Source organism: Microbacterium tenebrionis, from assembly GCF_903645325.1.
In the GTDB taxonomy this organism is placed as follows: domain Bacteria; phylum Actinomycetota; class Actinomycetes; order Actinomycetales; family Microbacteriaceae; genus Microbacterium; species Microbacterium tenebrionis.
The window spans coordinates 137,029-151,811 of sequence record NZ_CAHJXQ010000001.1 but is presented as its reverse complement, the minus strand read 5'-3'; the positions used below and the strand labels follow the sequence as shown (position 1 = coordinate 151,811).

The window sequence follows — 14,783 nt, the reverse complement described above, 5'->3', positions numbered from 1 at the left end:
GGGCACTCTCCGGTCCGGGAGTGCTTGTTTACGAGAGTAACGACCAGGCGAGGTGCACAAGGCCGTGTTCGCCGTCGGCATACCCGGCCCTTGACGGAGTTATCGAGAGTCGTTATGTTAACGAACATCGATAACAACGAATATCGATATGGAGGCTTCTGATGGGCATGCTCTTGTGGGTCGCCGCTGCTGCGCTCGTCGTCGCGCTGTGCGTCGCGGTGATCGTCGTGTTCCTCCGTCCGAGTGCGCGCCGGCGCATGGCGCCGGATGACGCCCACTCGCTCGTTCGCGTGACTCTTGCCGTCGCGGTGCTGTGGGCGGGAATCGCACTGGTCGGCGCGATCGTCACGACGATCACGACGCTGGTTCAGACGGCGGTGCCGATCACCGTCCCGACGCAGACGTACTGGCCGACGCTACCCGACGGCGCGTTCGTGGAGGGGACGACGGCGACGCGCGAGGGCGGTGGGTTCGTGTCCGCCGATGTGGTCGTGAACGGTCTGAGCTTCGGGGCGCGCATCTGCTGGGCGATCGGCCAGGCGCTGTGGTGGATCCTGCCGGGTGCGATCGCCAGCATGGTCGCTCTCGCCTGCTTCCAGTTGATCCGCGGGCGCGCCTTCGCTCCGGTCCTGACGCAGGCATCGATGGTGATCGCGGTCATCATCAGCGCAGGTGGCGTCGCCGCTCAGGTGCTCTCGGACATCGCCGGGAGCATGGCGTCGGCAGAGCTGCTCTCGTATTCCAGCGGAGGCTATGAGGAGGTGGCCGGCGTGGAGGACGTGCTCGCCGCCTGGTGGCCGCAGGAGGCTTTCGTCGTGAACTTCCCGTTCTGGCCGATCGCAGCAGGCCTCGCATTCGCTGCTCTCGGGGCGGTCCTGCGTCACGGCGCGCATCTGCAGCGCGAGACGGAAGGGCTCGTCTGATGAACACGACAGCTTCTCGGCCGGGGCGCAGCGGCGCACTGATCGTCGCGCTGGTACTCGGCGGGATGCTGCTGATCGGTTCGGCGATCAGCAGCATCCCGAGGATCACCGGCTTCTTCACGAGCTACTGGACCGGACGCAGCGATTTGCTCACCGGGCGGGAGCCGTCGATCAGCTCTACCGGAGCGCTGAGCGAGGCCGACCGTGTCGACTACAGCGAGGTCGTCATCGTCAGCGACCAGCCGTTGCTGCTGCCGCGCGTGCTGCAGGCGACTGCGGAGGGGCTGGGCGTCCTGGTGATCATCGCCGGTGGCGCGTTGGCAGTGATGCTCGCGGTGCGGATGCTGCGCGGCAGGCCGTTCGTGCGGATGCTGGCATGGGGTCTCGGCTCAGTCGGCGTGCTGACCATGCTCGCGGGCGCGATCGCCCCGCAGCTGCACGCCTGGGCCGTGGACGCGGCAGTCCGTGCGCTCGGGTACGAAGTGTCGGCCGACGCCGATGGCACGCTGACTGCTGACGGTCCGGAGCTGATCGTGCTGCCGCAGTGGGATGTGCTGTGGGTGCTCGATCGCGTCGATGTGACGCTGCTGCTCCTCGGTGTGATCATCGCGATCGTCGGGATGATGGTCGCCGACGGCGCACGGCTGCAGAAGGACACGGAGGGGCTGGTATGACCCCGGCGGCTTCGGACGAGGAGGAGACCGGCATCCACTGCCGGCTCGATGAGCTGCTCGCCGAGCGGGGCATGACACTCACGGAACTGAGCGCGCGGGTGGGCGTCTCGATCGTGAATCTGTCGGTGCTGAAGAACGATCGGGCTCGGGCGATCCGGTACTCGACGCTGCGAGCGATCTGCGACGCGTTGCAGTGCGAAGTGGGCGAGCTTCTCGTGCTGGCGCCGGCGGGGCACACCACCGGAGGTGGCATCTGATGGGCACGCCGGGCGGGTTCGCTTTCGAGGAGCGCGGCGACGGGAGCATCCTCATCACTCACCACGGGCGCAAGGCGACGGTGTTGCGCGGTGCGCGTGCCGCGGAGTTCCTGGCGGATGCCGAGGCGGATCCGCAGGGTGCGATGGCTCGCTGGACCGGCAACTACAAGCGCGGCAACGAGCGCGCGGCGCGGCAGCATCCCCGCAACCAGCGCTGACTCAGGCGGCGGGTCGGAAGCGTTTCGGGGGTGGGTCGATCCCGCCCCACGCGTAGCTCAGCGCGGCGCGTGGTCGCATGGGGAACGTCTCACCCGAGGGGTGATGGAGGACGAAGTCGCCTGTGCCGTCGCGGGTGATCCACCACCCGCCGTGATGCAGAGTCATGTGATGATATCGGCACAGCAGGATCCCGCGGTCGATGTCCGTGCGCCCCTGATCTCGGTGCCATTCGTCGATGTGATGCGCTTCGCAGTACGAGGAGGGCCGGTCGCAGCCCCGCCACCGGCATCCGCCGTCACGGATCGCGAGCGCGATGCGCTGCTTCGGCGTGAACAGACGATGCTCGCGGCCGACATCGAGTGGATTTCCGCACGAATCGACCGCGACGGGCACGGTCCCGCTGTCGCAGATGTGCTGCGCGACGGCGGCTCCGGGAATGGAGACCAGTCCGTCCTCGCTGTGCGCGACCGTGGCCGGTGCACCGTCGGCGTCGATGACCTGCACGAGACGCACACCCGGCTGGCGTGCGCCGAACACGGACTCCGCGTCGGCCAGGGCGCCGGCCCGGATCACGTCCATGAGCAGGTCGTACGCGAGCTGGTCCGTCGTGCGCGGATCATCCGCCAGCGACGCGGCCTGCGCTTTCTCGTCCGGGTCGACGAACCGCGGTCCGCCCCGACGTGGACGCAGCGCTGCCGCCATCATCGTCTCGACGAACAGGTCCCCGTCGTCTTCGAACACCATGCTCGCGCGCTTCTGCCCGTCCTGCCCGCGATAGGTGCGGAACGACCGGTCGTCGAACCGCGCCAGATACCGCGCCTCCGCACCCTCCGGGTCGAGCAGGTCACGCACCGTCCGCGCCGCCTGCCACAACTCCTCCACTGTCCGCTCCGACACCTCACCGACCAACTGCTCCGCCGCCTGCGACCACGCCGCACGCGCAGCATCCTGCGCATCCGCCCGCGCCGCAGCATCCAGACCGTCACTCGATTCATCGCCCGAGTTCGCATCGATCAGGGGCGGGTCTCCGAGCCCGCGTTTGATCGCATCGAACTGCGCCGACGTCACCCGACCATCGCGGAGTGCGTCGCGCAGCGGCTGATGCCAGGCGCGGGGTGCTGGCCGAGACTCCGGCACGCCCTCCCCGATGGGTAACTGTTCCTCGAGCTCGTTGTCGAGCAGCGCTTCACCCACCCGCACCTTCCGATTCGCATCCGCCTTCGTCGACCCCGTCACATCCTGAATCAGCGACGCCGCCGACCGATGCCCACGCGACTGCGACAACCCGGAATGGCCCCGCTCCCGCGAGGACCGCACCGCGATCACACCGGATGCCGCGACCTGGATCTGCTCCAGCTGCTTCGCCACTGACGCCGCCTCACGCAGAATCGCGACCACATCGGCATCCGGCATCAGCATCAGCACACCCTGCGCAGCGGCAGCATCATCGACTACGACGCCGCCACCGCACAGGGTGGGGATCAACGCCGCGACATCGGTGAACGTTGCCATATCTCGTACTCTCGGAGGCCACAGACATTCGAACAAAGATTCCTATGCCTGTGGAGAACTCAGTTCCCCAGCGACCGCCCCACCGCCGCGCGCAACGCTTCCAGCGCCATCGGCCAAGGAAGGCGCTCCTGTTCGAGACGAACGCCGCTCTCCGCAGCGATCCTCTCGAGGGCCGTCTGCTCCGACGGGCTGAGCGACGGCAGCGTGCGCGCCGCGGCACCGTTCGGGTCGGGTACCCACAGCTCTCGGTGCGCGAGAAGCGTGCCCTCATCCATGAGCACGCTTACCGCATCCACGCCGTTCGAACGCAACCGATGCAGGATCGCGAACCCGTCGGCATCCAAGTCGCCCCAGTACAGTACCCGCGCCGACAGCGCCCAGGGCAGTCGGTGGATCGGAACCGCGTACCCGCCGCCGTGGACGGCGACGACGCCCGGCCACTCGGGCAGAGCCAGCACCGATTCGAGGTTCTCGCAGACGATGATCGCACGGGGCTGGATCGCCAGCGCGGCGAGTTCCTCGAGAGGCGCGGTGACGTCGATGAGACCTCCGGGCCGCATCCCGGGGTCGAGAATTCTGATCCGCAGCCTCTCCGGCGACGGCACAAGACCGAGATCCTGTTCGCCGCTGATAGCCGCATACAGCGACTCGACCATCGCCCGGTGGGCACCGAGCCATTTGGTGTGCATCCCGGGTATCGGCACCTGCCTGAGGCGATAGCCGGAGGATGGATGCTGGCGCAGCCAGGCCAGCACCTCGAGCAGAAGCGCGAAGTCGACGCCCGTCAGACGATCGATGGCGGTGCCGCGCGCCCGGATCGCCGCGACGATCTCATCGTGAGCGCCGAATCTCTCGCGGAGCATCGCGGCGCGGTCGCGCATCCGCGCCCAGTCCCGGTTCACGTCGCGTCCGGCGAACCGCGCGATCGCGTCCGCCGTATACAGCGTCAGCCGCTCCGGAAGCTCTTGCCTGCCGACGCTGGGCCAGTTCTTGTGCGCCCAGCGCACCAGAATGTCGCCTCCGTCCACGGCACGCCAGGAGTCGGCCCATTCGCTCGCCGCGCGCGGACCGGCGAGCACAGCGGCCTCCGTCGGCGGTTTCAATGGAATGTCGAGCACCGCATCATCGCCGTCCGCACGCGCCGCCCACTCCCGCCGCCCCTTCTCAACCGCTTTGGCCGCTCGGGCTCGAGCTTCCGCGACCGTGACCGGCATCAGTTCACCTGTTCGAACGGCACGTTCGACAGCAGCGACTGCCTGCGTGTCGGGTTCGAGACCGAGGTGACCGCTCCGACGTAGCTCTCGATCGTCTGCAGCAGCTTCTGCGGGGTGGCGAGGATCATGTGGAACCCGAACTCGTGGAACACGTCCATCGCCATACGGGTGTACTGGCTGTCGGCCTTGTCGAACGCCTCATCGAGCACGATCGTGCCATAGGTGGGGATGTCCTGGTCGTCGTCCGTGAGCTGGTATCGCAGCGCTGCGGCGAGACAGAAGATCACGAGCTTCTGCCTCTGCCCTCCTGAGAGGCCGGCGCTCGAATCGTGCACGCTGAGCACCCGCCCGGCGCGATCGACCTCCTGCGCCTGGAATGTCACGTGCTCGCGGGTGTCGAGGCAGCGCTGGCGCCACACATAGTCCGCGCGTTCACCGTTCTCGGCCGACTCGAGCCGGTCCATGATGCGCTTGAGCGCGGCGAACCGCTCGTCAGCGCGCAGGTCGTTCTGGTCCCACGAGCCGTCGACGATCCCCTTCAGCTCGGTCATGAACTCGGCGGCCTCGGGCGAGCGCTTGGTCCTCACCCGGATCCGCAGGTAGCGGTCGGCGTCGAACAGCGACCGGCCCAGCGACGCGTTCACCGGATCGATGCGCTCCTCGATCTGCTTCGGCGCATCCCGGATCTCGCTGAGCAGATGCCCGATCAAGTCTCGCGACTTCTCCCGCAGCAGTCGGCGGAAGTTCTCCTCGTGCGTCGGCAGACCCCGGGTGCGGATGCCGTCGAGCAGTGCGCGGTAGCCGGCGCGGTCCTCGATCTCCGGCGTGAGGTTCGGCGCCGCCGTCGGCCACGTGCGCTGGAAGTCCACGGTCAGCCGGGCGAACGAGGCCATCGAGCGCGAGCGCGCCTCGTCGGCCTCCTGCGCCGCGGCGTTCAGGACCTTGACCACCTTCGCGCCGATCTCCGCGATGTTCGCGGTGTCGATGCGCCGCTGGACCGAGCGGTAGCGGGCTTCGAGCAGGGCGGAATCGTCATCCGACACGGTGACGCCGTCGAGCCGCCCGGCGAGGTGCTGGATCAGATCGTCCGAGGCGTTCAGAGCGCTCTCGGCGAGCGCCCGCGCGGCATTCGCCGCATCCGCCTCCCGATCGGCGACGCGCTTGTGCTCCTCGGCATCTGCGACGGCATGCGAAGCGTCCGCGAGATCGTGGCTCTTCGCCGTGAGCCGCGCGAGCTCCGCCTCGCGGTCGGCGATCGTCTGATCTGCGGCCGTGGCATCGAACTCGGTCCAGGCGCGCTCGATCACCCGCTGCAGCAGAAGGCGCCTGGTCAGTGCGGCCTGCCCGACGGCCACGTGCTCATCGCGAACGGCACGCGCACGGTCGAGCTCGCGCTGCGCATCGGCGCGGCGATCGAGGAGGTGATCGATCTTCGCCTGGTTGTCGGATCCGAGGACCCAGTGCTCCCTGTTGTCGATCGCCACCCGGTCGTTCTTCTCGTACCGGCGCGAGGATGTCTTGATCTGGCCGCCGATGGTCACGCCGCGTTCGACGTCGTCGAGATCGTCGGGTCCGGCGACGCAGGAGAGGTCGAAGGATTCGGAGAGCCGCGACTGCATCCACGTCTGGAACGGGCCGTCGGAGACACGGATGCGGTGCAGCAACGAGTCGCGAGCCGTGGACGGTCGAGGCGCGGCGGCCTCCCTCGGCACCGCCTCGATCACCAGCCGCGTCCCGAGCGAGCGCTTCTCGATGAGCCGCCGGACGCGGACGAGGTCGCCGTCCGGCACCAGCAGAGCCGATGCGAGAGGACGCAGCACGCGCTCGATCGCACCCGTCCACTCCGCGAATTCGGGGAGCACGTCGATCAGCTCGCCACCGAACGGAAGGCTCTTCTCGCTGACGCGCAGCTCGCCCGCCAGCCACTCGCGCACGGCGATCAGTCGCGGCTCGATGTTGCTGCGGCGATTCCTCAGCGCCGTCAGCTGCTCGTCGAGCTCGGCCACCCGACGGCGCGCGTCGGCATGCCGCTCGTGCACGGCGTGGCTGTCGTCGGCCTCGGGAGCCACGGCGAGGTCGGCGCGCGCGGATTCCTGCAGAGCGGCGAACTCGGCGGCATCCGTCGGTGCGTGCTCGATGCCGGCGGCACGCAGCTCGGAGGCGAATCGCTCGGCATGGTCGCGGATGCGGTCGGCTTCGCGGCGCGCATCATCGATGCTGCGGCGCATGAGGCCGGCATCCCCTCCGCCGAGCCGGGCCTCCCGCATCCGCGCCTCGTTGAGGATGCTTTCGGCCTCGCCGCGTGCGGCGCCGGCCGCAGCCGCACGCTCGGCGGCCCTCGCGAGCTGCGCCGTCTGCTCTTCGCGCTGAGCCTGGGCCAGCTTCAGATGCATACGGTCCTGGAACGGCTCCTGCACCTCGATGAGATGCTGCAGCTCGGTCACGGCCTGCGCTTGGCGCTCGTACTCGACCATCGCCTCCTCGACGCGTTCGAGATGCTCGGCCTGACGGCGCAGTTCGACCACGTGCACGTGCGCGGCGTTGAGCTCGCGGAACTGCTCGGTGGCAGTGCGGGCCTGATCGAAGGTGCCGGGGCGATCGAGCATGAAGGCGCGGAACAGCGTGTCGAGGTTGCCGAGGTTCTTCGCCGACTGCGTCTTGTGCAGCAGGTGCAGGGCGTTGTCGCTGCCGATGCCGAACAGGCGTCGCATCCGCGTGAAGAAGCCGCCGTGGCTGCCCGTCGAGACGACGCCGTCGGGGAACGCAGCCTTGAGCCTGCGCGCTTCGATGCCCTTCGCGACGAACGGGGCGAGGTCGGTGAGGACGACCTCGCTGCGCAGCAGGACGAACGCGTCCTTGAGCTCGGCACGGGCGGTGGACGAGCCCGGCAGATGGAACAGTCGAACGAGGGTCACCGGCGCATCGCCCTGGTTCTCGAAGCGCAGCAGGATGCCGCTCCACGTCGCACGCGGGCGGAGATAGGCGCTGACGGCGCGATCCTCGAGTTCGTCGGCCTCTTTCGTCCAGGCACCGCGCACGTAGCTGACGAGGCCGCGGTCGTCGGCGCGCGACGACGCGTCCTGCGCAGCCGCGTTGAAGCGCAACCACCGCTCGGGCGTGAGGACGGCCGCGATCGCGTCGAGCAGCGATGACTTGCCCGATCCGGATGCTCCGGTGATCAGGTGCCCCTTGCGGGACACGTCGATGCGGTGGGCGCCGTCGAACGTGCCCCAGTTGACCACCTCGATGCGCGCGAGGCGCCACTGGCCAGGACTCTGCTCATCGGCATCCGCCTGCTCGAGGCCCAGATCAAGCAACGTCATCGTCCGCCTCCTCGTCATCGGCTCCTGACTGCGCGGATGGGGCGCTCTCGCCCGCGCGGATGCGCTCGTACTCGGCGGCGATGGTGCGCACCTGGTCGGCGTCGACCAGCATCCGCAGCACCGGGGAGATCTCGACGCGCTCGTCCGAGAGCGCGTGGACCACCCGCAGCTTGTTGCGCATCTTCAGCCACGAGGCGTTGAGCCGCTTCGCGAAGTCGGTCTCATCGCGATCAGCGGTACGGAACGGTGCGAGCTGCTCGAAGACGTCGTCTCGCCCGACGATGACCCGTCCGTCCTGTTCGCCGCTGAGCAGCATCTGACGAAGCACGAGCAGCATCGCCGTGTCGATGAAGGTGAGCTGCTCGGAGCGGACGGCGACGGGGGCCTCCTGCTCCCCTGTCGCCGCGTTGCGCACGAAGGCGAAGCCGGCATCCCGATCGAGGACGAGATCGAGGAAGAGGTCGTGCAGCCGCGAGCGGATGCGCGATTCGTCGGCGAGCAGCGCCGACCACGGGCCGGGCGCTCGCGCGGCCGAGAGATACGGCCCCTGGATCAGCTTGAGCAGTGCGCGCCGCGCGTCGATGCTCAGGGTCCCGGTGTCTCCGGGCCACGCCCCTGGTTCCGACCTGGTCGCTCTTCGGGCGTCGCCGTCTCCGGCATCCCGTCCTTCTCGGTCACAGCACCCTCCCGGTGAAGCGATAACTGGGTATCCATGCAGCACGTGCTACGGCATCCGACCCCACCCACTCGACGTGTTCGGATGCGCTCGCCGCCCCCTGGGCCGCGCCGAGCGCCAGCAGACCGACGACGCTGGCCACGCCCTGTGTGGCCGGAAAGCGCGCGAGCACCTCGGCGATCGAGATCTCATCGACGTCCTGCAGTGCCGCATTGATGTTGCCGGTGAGCTCGTCGAAGTCGATCTCGGTCTCGCGGGCCAGCGCGCGGAGTTCCTCGATACTCACGGCTGCGGCCTCGTGTGTGACGACCTCCTCAGGAGCGTCATACGCGGCGGGGTCGTGCAGCCGGAGCGACCCGGCGCTGTGCATCGGCACGGCCGACAGCGACAGGCCGACCCGGGTCGGCTTGTAGGGCTTGATCCGGCCGCTCGCCGCGCGACCGGTCGCGAGCGCGCCGCGCAGCTCGCGACGCAGCACGCGGTCGCGCTCGTACTCCTGCGACTGGACGTAACGGCGCAGGCCTCGGGCGAAAGTGGTGATGACGTCGTGGATCTCGCCGCTGCGCTCTTTCAGCGTTCGCAGCAGTCGGCGCAGGAAGCGGCGTTCGGCCGCGCTCAGCGCGTTCGTGAAGTCGCGCTCGAGCACGCGGCGGATGTCTTCCTCAAACTCCTCGCCGCGCTCCGGGTCGAGCACCAGCCCTGCGAAACCACTGAAGCTGCGCCCGGCGTCGGACTCGTCGATCATGTTCACGCCGCGGAAGATGTCGTCAAGCACGGCGCGCTGCGCGGCATCCGACTCGAGCACCCGGGCGCGCAGGTCACGGTTGAGTCCTTCGAACTCGGCGCGCACACGGGCGAAATCACTCGGGATGTCCTCCGCCATCGCGAGCACGTCGCGCACCCGTTCGACAGCGCGCTCCTGATCGAGGGGAGGCGCCTCACCGCGACCTATCGCCTCGATCTCGGCGTCGATCTGAGCACGCTGCTCTTCGAGTCGGGCGATGCGCGTGCGGGCGTCCGGATCGGAGTCGACCGCGAGCCGATGCAGTTGCGCCGCGATGCTCGTCAACCGCGACTCCGTGGCCGACTGCCGCGGCTGCGCGAGCTGGGCGAGGAAGCGCGTCGCCGTCAGCGCAGCCGGCGACAGCTCGAAAGTCTCGCCCCGGCTGGTCTCCGCCGGGCGCCGCACGAGGTAACCGGATGCCCGCCACTGCGCGCAGTACGCCTTCGCCGTGCCGGGCAGATCGAATCCGTGAGCGCGCAGCTCGTCGAGGTCTGCGTCGATGCGCTCGTAGAGGTCCTCGCTCTCGATGCGCCGCTCCTCGCCGCCGAGGTGGTCGCTGAGGATGGCGACGATGACGGGCGCCATGTCCGCTCGCAGCATGCGCCACGCGACGTGCTCGTCGAGCAGGCGCGAGAGCGCGTGCGCCCGCACGAGTGCCGTCATGATTCTCCCGGGGTCGGATACGACTATCTTGACGGATGCCACGGACATGAGTCGGCGCGGCGGATGCCGTGACACGGCTCTGCGTGTTCACGAGCTTCGGCCCAGACCGGACGACATATCAGTTGGGAGGGTCGGCTTCTGCCAGTAGGCGATCGAGGTCGGAGATCAGCGGTCCGATGTACTTCGTGACGGCGACCCAAACCGTCTCGTAGTCGATGTCGCCGTATTCGTGTGCGATGACGTTGCGCATACCGATGATCTTGTGGAGTTCCGGGATCCGTCCAGCCGCCCCGAAGTCGTCGCGGCGGAGACGGACGAGCGACTCGCCCAGGATCTCGAGTTGCCGCTCAACGGCCGAACGCAGAAGGAGATCGGTGAAGAACTGCTCCTTGGTCACGCCGTCGGTGAATGTGCGCACGGCGTGTGCGGCGTGGCCCGCATCCCAGAGCAGCTTGGCGCTCTCAAGCCGCATAGATGTCCTGCGCGCTCCCGAAGGCGGCTTTCTTGAAGTAGGGATTCCGCACCGCGTCGGCGACGACGAGGTCGACGTCGCGACCGACGATCTCGGCAAGCGCGTCTCTCAGGCCGAGGTAGTCGTCCAGGCGGTCCTCGCGATTCGGGTGAAAGTCCACGAGGAAGTCCACATCGCTGTTCTCCGAATCGAACCGATCCGTCAGCACCGAGCCGAACACACGGAGCCGGCGCACACCGAAACGCTCACTGACGCGAGCGATCGCCTCAGAATCGAACAGCACGGCGGTGACCATGTCTCCAGTCTCCCAGATCAGAGGCCCGGGAGCTATGCCGTGTACAGCACACGATTGCGCTCAACACAAGACCGCGGGGCTCAGCTCCGGATGATCGGGCTGGCGCCGTTGCGCGGGTCGGATGCCGGACTGTGAGGTCCGCAACTACCTGAGTGGATGCGGCGCCCTCGGCAGATCCCAAACGCGAGCGAAATCATCGGCGACAAGCGGCCACACCTCGCGCAGCCCGTCTTCGACCGTTACTGGTAGGGCCGCATGTCGCAGGGTGCACTATTCATCCTGGGATTAGTTCAGTCAACACTGTATGATCAGTGCATGCTGACCATTGCTCCACGTCTCGCCGTCATGAACCGGCTCGGCCGGGCCATGGCGGACCCGACGCGCTCCCGGATACTGATGACCCTGCTCGACGGCCCCAGCTACCCGGCGGTGCTCTCGCGTGAGCTGGAGCTGACCCGCTCGAACGTCTCGAACCACCTGACCTGCCTGCGCGACTGCGGCATCGTGGTCGCCGAGCCGGAAGGGCGGCAGACGCGCTACGAGATCGCGGACCCGCACCTCGCGGCGGCGCTGACCGCGCTGGTGGACGTGACGCTCGCGGTGGACGAGCACGCGCCCTGCATGGACGCTTCGTGCACGGTGCCGGGCTGCTGCGGGACGGGAGCGGGCGCGTGAGCGCGGCGTGCGGCTGCGAGCACGACGAGCCTGAGACCGCAGTCGGCGAAGAGGCCGAGGAGGCGGAGCGCCCCTGGTGGCGGGACCGCGGGATCATGGTCCCGGTCTTCTCCGGTGTGGCGTTCCTCACCGGTCTGGCGCTGGAGTGGTCCGGGATGGAGATCCCTGCGCTGGTGCTGTTCTGGATCGGCCTGCTGCTGGGCGCGTCGACGTTCACGCCGGGCGCGATCCGGAACCTCTTCAAGGGCAAGCTCGGCATCGGGCTGCTGATGACCATCAGCGCGCTCGGCGCGGTGATCCTCGGCTACGTCGAGGAGGCCGCAGCGCTGGCATTCCTGTACTCGATCGCCGAGGCGCTGGAGGACAAGGCGATGGACCGTGCCCGCGGCGGGCTGCGGGCACTGCTCAAGCTCGTCCCGGAGACCGCCACCATCCGCCGCGACGGCGTCTCGGTCGAGGTCGCCGCGAAGGATCTGGCTGTCGGGCAGCTGATGTTGGTGCGGCCGGGTGAGCGGATCGCGACCGACGGCGTCGTCCGCACGGGACGTTCCAGCCTGGACACGTCCGCGATCACCGGGGAGTCGATCCCGGTCGAGGTCGAACCCGGCGATGCCGTCTCCGCCGGCGCAATCAACACCGCCGGGGCACTGGAGGTCGAAACGACCGCGGCAGGCACCGACAACTCACTGACCACGATCGTCGACCTCGTGGAGAAGGCTCAGGCGGAGAAGGGCGACCGCGCCCGCCTCGCCGACCGCATCGCCCGCCCTCTCGTCCCGGGCGTGCTGATCCTCGCCGCCCTGGTCGCGATCATCGGCTCGCTGCTCGGCGACCCGGAGCTGTGGATCACCCGCGCCCTGGTCGTGCTGGTCGCGGCATCGCCCTGCGCACTGGCGATCTCCGTGCCGCTGACCGTGGTCGCGGCGATCGGCTCGGCGAGCAAGTTCGGCGTGATCATCAAGTCCGGTGCCGCGTTCGAGCGGTTCGGCGTGATCCGCCACGTCGCCGTCGACAAGACCGGCACCCTCACCCGCAACGAGCCCGCCGTCACCGCCGTCCTCACCGTGGACGGTGTGAGCGAGGCGGAGGCGCTGGCGTGGGCGGCCGCTCTGGAGCAGCACAGCACCCACCCCCTCGCCGCCGCGATCACCGCCGCAGCGCCGGATGCCCCTGCGGCGGAGGGCGTGACCGAGCAGGCCGGGCACGGCATCGAGGGCGAGCTCGCCGGCGCGCGGATCACCGTCGGCAGCCCGCGCTGGCTCGACGCCGGGACCCTCGGCGACCGGGTCGCGGGGCTGGAGGAGCAGGGCATGACAGTCGTGATCGTCCACCGCGGCGGCGTCCCGGTCGCCGCGATCGGCGTCCGCGACGAGCTGCGCCCCGAGGTCCCTGAAGTGGTCCGCACCCTCGCGACCCAGGGCATCGGGGTGACCATGCTCACCGGCGACAACGCCCGCACCGCCCGCGCCCTCGCTGCGCATGCAGGGATCGATGACGTCCGCGCCGAGCTGCGCCCCGAAGACAAGGCCGCCGCGATCGCAGAGCTCGGTGCGAAGGGGCCGGTCGCGATGATCGGCGACGGCATCAACGACGCCCCTGCGCTGGCCGCCGCGGACATCGGGATCGCGATGGACGCGACGGGCTCCGACGCCGCGATCGAGTCGGCCGACGTGGCCTTCACCGGTCACGATCTGCGGCTTCTCCCGCGCGCGTTCGCCCATGCCCGTCGGGGGCGGCACATCATCAACCAGAACATCATCCTGTCGCTGCTGATCATCACCGCCCTGCTCCCGCTCGCCCTCTTTGGCGTCCTGGGGCTTGCGGCGGTGGTGCTGGTGCACGAGATCGCCGAGGTGATCGTGATCCTCAACGGCCTGCGCGCCGCGTCGACGCGGAAGGCAAGCACGTGACCGCGCAGGACGTCGCCGCCGCGTGACGGCTTGATCCGGGACCATGCGGATGACCTTTAGATTTCACATCAGAGTTCGCGCGCGTTGATCGGCGACTTGCCTGCTGGCTAGGGGCCTATCGGGCGGGCCGTATGCCGGGGTCTAATGGCCATGATCATTTGGTTCCGGTTTCCCTTCGCCTCGGGTCTGTCTTCGTTATGGTCGGGCGAAGGGGCGGGCAGCAGTCGGGGTCGTTTTCGCGGCGGTGTCGCCTGGCACGCGCTGTCATCACGATGCTTGCAACCACCGCGAGGATCAGGAGTGCGGCACCGCCCGTGATCACCCACGGGTTGCGGAGGAGGGTGCCGATCCCTGTGATCGTGCCTCCGACGACGAGAAGTGGAAGGAGGGCGCAGCAGCCGACCACGAGCAGTGCGGCGACGGCCCCAAGGAGCAGGCCACGGCCGCCTCGCTGGTCGTCCTGGTTGGGAGGCATTGGTGTTCTGTCCTCTCGTGGTGCCGTCTCAGCAGCAGGTCTCGGGACCGCAGCAGCTTCCAGACAGTTCGTCGGCACCGGTCCGGGGGCGCTCGAGCATCTCGGTGATCAGGGTGCTGCCAACCTCGAAGGCATCGGCGACCGTGAGGATTTGGGCCATCGGGTGTTCCGTGAGCCATCCGGCGGCGTCCTCGCGGGAAGCGAAGTAGTGGACCTGGTTGCAGAACGAGGAGCGAATCGAGTGCATGGCCTCGGGGCTGACCAAGGACACCACCGCGGTCGCCGGTTCCACGCTAGTGACACCGGCGGTCGAGTCGACGGTGACGCGGATCGTGTCGCCGCTGGCCGGGGAGATCGATTCGACCCGGGCGGGCCGATCGAGGAGCGTGGGGAAGATCAGGGTATCGAAGGCGCACCAGGTGTAGAGCTCCTCACCGGCGACGGTGAACCGGTGGGTGGTGGGGCGCAGGGTCAGGCCCTGACCGATAATCCGCCCCTGGTCGTCGTACTCGGTGTCCGGTGACGCGGCGAGGCGGGTGCGGACCTCGTCGGCGGTGAGAGCGGTGGCGGTCGCGAGCTGCTCGATGGTGACCGGGTCACCGGCGACAAGCAGCCGCAGGAGCGGAACCAGCAGGGCTGTCTCCTCGGACCGGGCGAGCCGATCGGTCAGGTCGGTAGTGAGGGGCGTCATGGCGAGGCTCCAGTTTCTGA

15 protein-coding genes are annotated in these 14,783 nt (G+C 68.7%); 6 read left to right on the top strand and 9 right to left on the bottom strand.

What is annotated here, in order from left to right:
- Nucleotides 1-161 precede the first annotated feature (161 nt).
- The 4 genes from HWX58_RS00735 to HWX58_RS00720 are packed head-to-tail and all read left to right on the top strand — an operon-like array spanning nucleotide 162 to nucleotide 2,072.
- Nucleotides 162-923: a hypothetical protein gene (locus HWX58_RS00735; RefSeq protein WP_175985042.1), complete on the top strand. Its 762-nt coding sequence runs from the start codon at nucleotides 162-164 to the stop codon at nucleotides 921-923.
- Entirely contained in the window at nucleotides 923-1,597 is a 675-nt protein-coding gene (locus HWX58_RS00730; RefSeq protein ID WP_175985041.1) for a hypothetical protein, read from the top strand. The genes HWX58_RS00735 and HWX58_RS00730 overlap by 1 nt, the downstream gene beginning before the upstream one ends.
- Entirely contained in the window at nucleotides 1,594-1,854 is a 261-nt protein-coding gene (locus HWX58_RS00725) for a helix-turn-helix domain-containing protein (protein WP_175985040.1), read from the top strand. Before HWX58_RS00730 ends, HWX58_RS00725 begins: the two co-directional genes overlap by 4 nt.
- Nucleotides 1,854-2,072 carry a hypothetical protein gene (locus HWX58_RS00720; protein WP_175985039.1) on the top strand — a complete coding sequence of 73 codons (219 nt, stop codon included), beginning with the start codon at nucleotides 1,854-1,856 and terminating at the stop codon, nucleotides 2,070-2,072. Before HWX58_RS00725 ends, HWX58_RS00720 begins: the two co-directional genes overlap by 1 nt.
- 1 nt (nucleotide 2,073) lies before the next feature.
- Here the strand turns inward: HWX58_RS00720 and HWX58_RS00715 are convergent, their stop codons facing one another.
- The 7 genes from HWX58_RS00715 to HWX58_RS00685 form a co-directional block, all read right to left on the bottom strand.
- Nucleotides 2,074-3,585, bottom strand: coding sequence for an HNH endonuclease signature motif containing protein (locus HWX58_RS00715; protein WP_175985038.1), 1,512 nt, complete (start codon nucleotides 3,583-3,585; stop codon nucleotides 2,074-2,076).
- A 59-nt stretch (nucleotides 3,586-3,644) separates the two neighbouring features.
- Nucleotides 3,645-4,799, bottom strand: a complete 1,155-nt coding sequence (locus HWX58_RS00710; RefSeq protein WP_175985037.1) for a Wadjet anti-phage system protein JetD domain-containing protein — start codon at nucleotides 4,797-4,799, stop codon at nucleotides 3,645-3,647.
- Nucleotides 4,799-8,122, bottom strand: coding sequence for an ATP-binding protein (locus tag HWX58_RS00705; RefSeq protein ID WP_175985036.1), 3,324 nt, complete (start codon nucleotides 8,120-8,122; stop codon nucleotides 4,799-4,801). Before HWX58_RS00705 ends, HWX58_RS00710 begins: the two co-directional genes overlap by 1 nt.
- Complete coding sequence (locus HWX58_RS00700) at nucleotides 8,109-8,843, bottom strand: DUF4194 domain-containing protein (protein ID WP_250646021.1); 735 nt, start codon at nucleotides 8,841-8,843, stop codon at nucleotides 8,109-8,111. The genes HWX58_RS00705 and HWX58_RS00700 overlap by 14 nt, the downstream gene beginning before the upstream one ends.
- Complete coding sequence (locus HWX58_RS00695) at nucleotides 8,797-10,245, bottom strand: DUF3375 domain-containing protein (protein WP_175985035.1); 1,449 nt, start codon at nucleotides 10,243-10,245, stop codon at nucleotides 8,797-8,799. Before HWX58_RS00695 ends, HWX58_RS00700 begins: the two co-directional genes overlap by 47 nt.
- Before the next feature lie 118 nt (nucleotides 10,246-10,363).
- On the bottom strand, nucleotides 10,364-10,717 hold the full coding sequence (locus HWX58_RS00690) for a HepT-like ribonuclease domain-containing protein (protein ID WP_175985034.1): 354 nt from the start codon (nucleotides 10,715-10,717) through the stop codon (nucleotides 10,364-10,366).
- The gene (locus tag HWX58_RS00685) at nucleotides 10,707-11,012 is read right to left on the bottom strand and encodes a nucleotidyltransferase family protein (protein WP_175985033.1); all 306 of its coding nucleotides are present in this window, start codon (nucleotides 11,010-11,012) and stop codon (nucleotides 10,707-10,709) included. Before HWX58_RS00685 ends, HWX58_RS00690 begins: the two co-directional genes overlap by 11 nt.
- A gap of 315 nt (nucleotides 11,013-11,327) precedes the next feature.
- Between HWX58_RS00685 and cmtR the strand changes: the two genes are divergently transcribed.
- Entirely contained in the window at nucleotides 11,328-11,687 is a 360-nt protein-coding gene (gene cmtR / locus HWX58_RS00680; RefSeq protein WP_175985032.1) for a Cd(II)/Pb(II)-sensing metalloregulatory transcriptional regulator CmtR, read from the top strand.
- On the top strand, nucleotides 11,684-13,597 hold the full coding sequence (locus tag HWX58_RS00675) for a heavy metal translocating P-type ATPase (RefSeq protein WP_175985031.1): 1,914 nt from the start codon (nucleotides 11,684-11,686) through the stop codon (nucleotides 13,595-13,597). The genes cmtR and HWX58_RS00675 overlap by 4 nt, the downstream gene beginning before the upstream one ends.
- Before the next feature lie 154 nt (nucleotides 13,598-13,751).
- On the opposite strand, the gene HWX58_RS15535 is transcribed toward HWX58_RS00675, so the two are convergent.
- Nucleotides 13,752-14,072, bottom strand: coding sequence for a MerC domain-containing protein (locus tag HWX58_RS15535; RefSeq protein ID WP_081603833.1), 321 nt, complete (start codon nucleotides 14,070-14,072; stop codon nucleotides 13,752-13,754).
- Nucleotides 14,073-14,100: 28 nt separating this feature from the next.
- Nucleotides 14,101-14,763, bottom strand: coding sequence for an organomercurial lyase MerB (merB, locus tag HWX58_RS00670; RefSeq protein WP_017828517.1), 663 nt, complete (start codon nucleotides 14,761-14,763; stop codon nucleotides 14,101-14,103).
- Nucleotides 14,764-14,783: the final 20 nt, after the last annotated feature.

What these genes read in the sequence shown, in the direction of transcription:
- HWX58_RS00735 (WP_175985042.1), top strand. Translation starts at nt 162, where the DNA reads ATGGGCATGCTCTTGTGGGTCGCCGCTGCTGCGCTCGTCGTCGCGCTG.
- HWX58_RS00730 (WP_175985041.1), top strand. Translation starts at nt 923, where the DNA reads ATGAACACGACAGCTTCTCGGCCGGGGCGCAGCGGCGCACTGATCGTC.
- HWX58_RS00725 (WP_175985040.1), top strand. Translation starts at nt 1,594, where the DNA reads ATGACCCCGGCGGCTTCGGACGAGGAGGAGACCGGCATCCACTGCCGG.
- HWX58_RS00720 (WP_175985039.1), top strand. Translation starts at nt 1,854, where the DNA reads ATGGGCACGCCGGGCGGGTTCGCTTTCGAGGAGCGCGGCGACGGGAGC.
- HWX58_RS00715 (WP_175985038.1), bottom strand. Translation starts at nt 3,585, where the DNA reads ATGGCAACGTTCACCGATGTCGCGGCGTTGATCCCCACCCTGTGCGGT.
- HWX58_RS00710 (WP_175985037.1), bottom strand. Translation starts at nt 4,799, where the DNA reads ATGCCGGTCACGGTCGCGGAAGCTCGAGCCCGAGCGGCCAAAGCGGTT.
- HWX58_RS00705 (WP_175985036.1), bottom strand. Translation starts at nt 8,122, where the DNA reads ATGACGTTGCTTGATCTGGGCCTCGAGCAGGCGGATGCCGATGAGCAG.
- HWX58_RS00695 (WP_175985035.1), bottom strand. Translation starts at nt 10,245, where the DNA reads ATGACGGCACTCGTGCGGGCGCACGCGCTCTCGCGCCTGCTCGACGAG.
- HWX58_RS00690 (WP_175985034.1), bottom strand. Translation starts at nt 10,717, where the DNA reads ATGCGGCTTGAGAGCGCCAAGCTGCTCTGGGATGCGGGCCACGCCGCA.
- HWX58_RS00685 (WP_175985033.1), bottom strand. Translation starts at nt 11,012, where the DNA reads ATGGTCACCGCCGTGCTGTTCGATTCTGAGGCGATCGCTCGCGTCAGT.
- cmtR (WP_175985032.1), top strand. Translation starts at nt 11,328, where the DNA reads ATGCTGACCATTGCTCCACGTCTCGCCGTCATGAACCGGCTCGGCCGG.
- HWX58_RS15535 (WP_081603833.1), bottom strand. Translation starts at nt 14,072, where the DNA reads ATGCCTCCCAACCAGGACGACCAGCGAGGCGGCCGTGGCCTGCTCCTT.
- merB (WP_017828517.1), bottom strand. Translation starts at nt 14,763, where the DNA reads ATGACGCCCCTCACTACCGACCTGACCGATCGGCTCGCCCGGTCCGAG.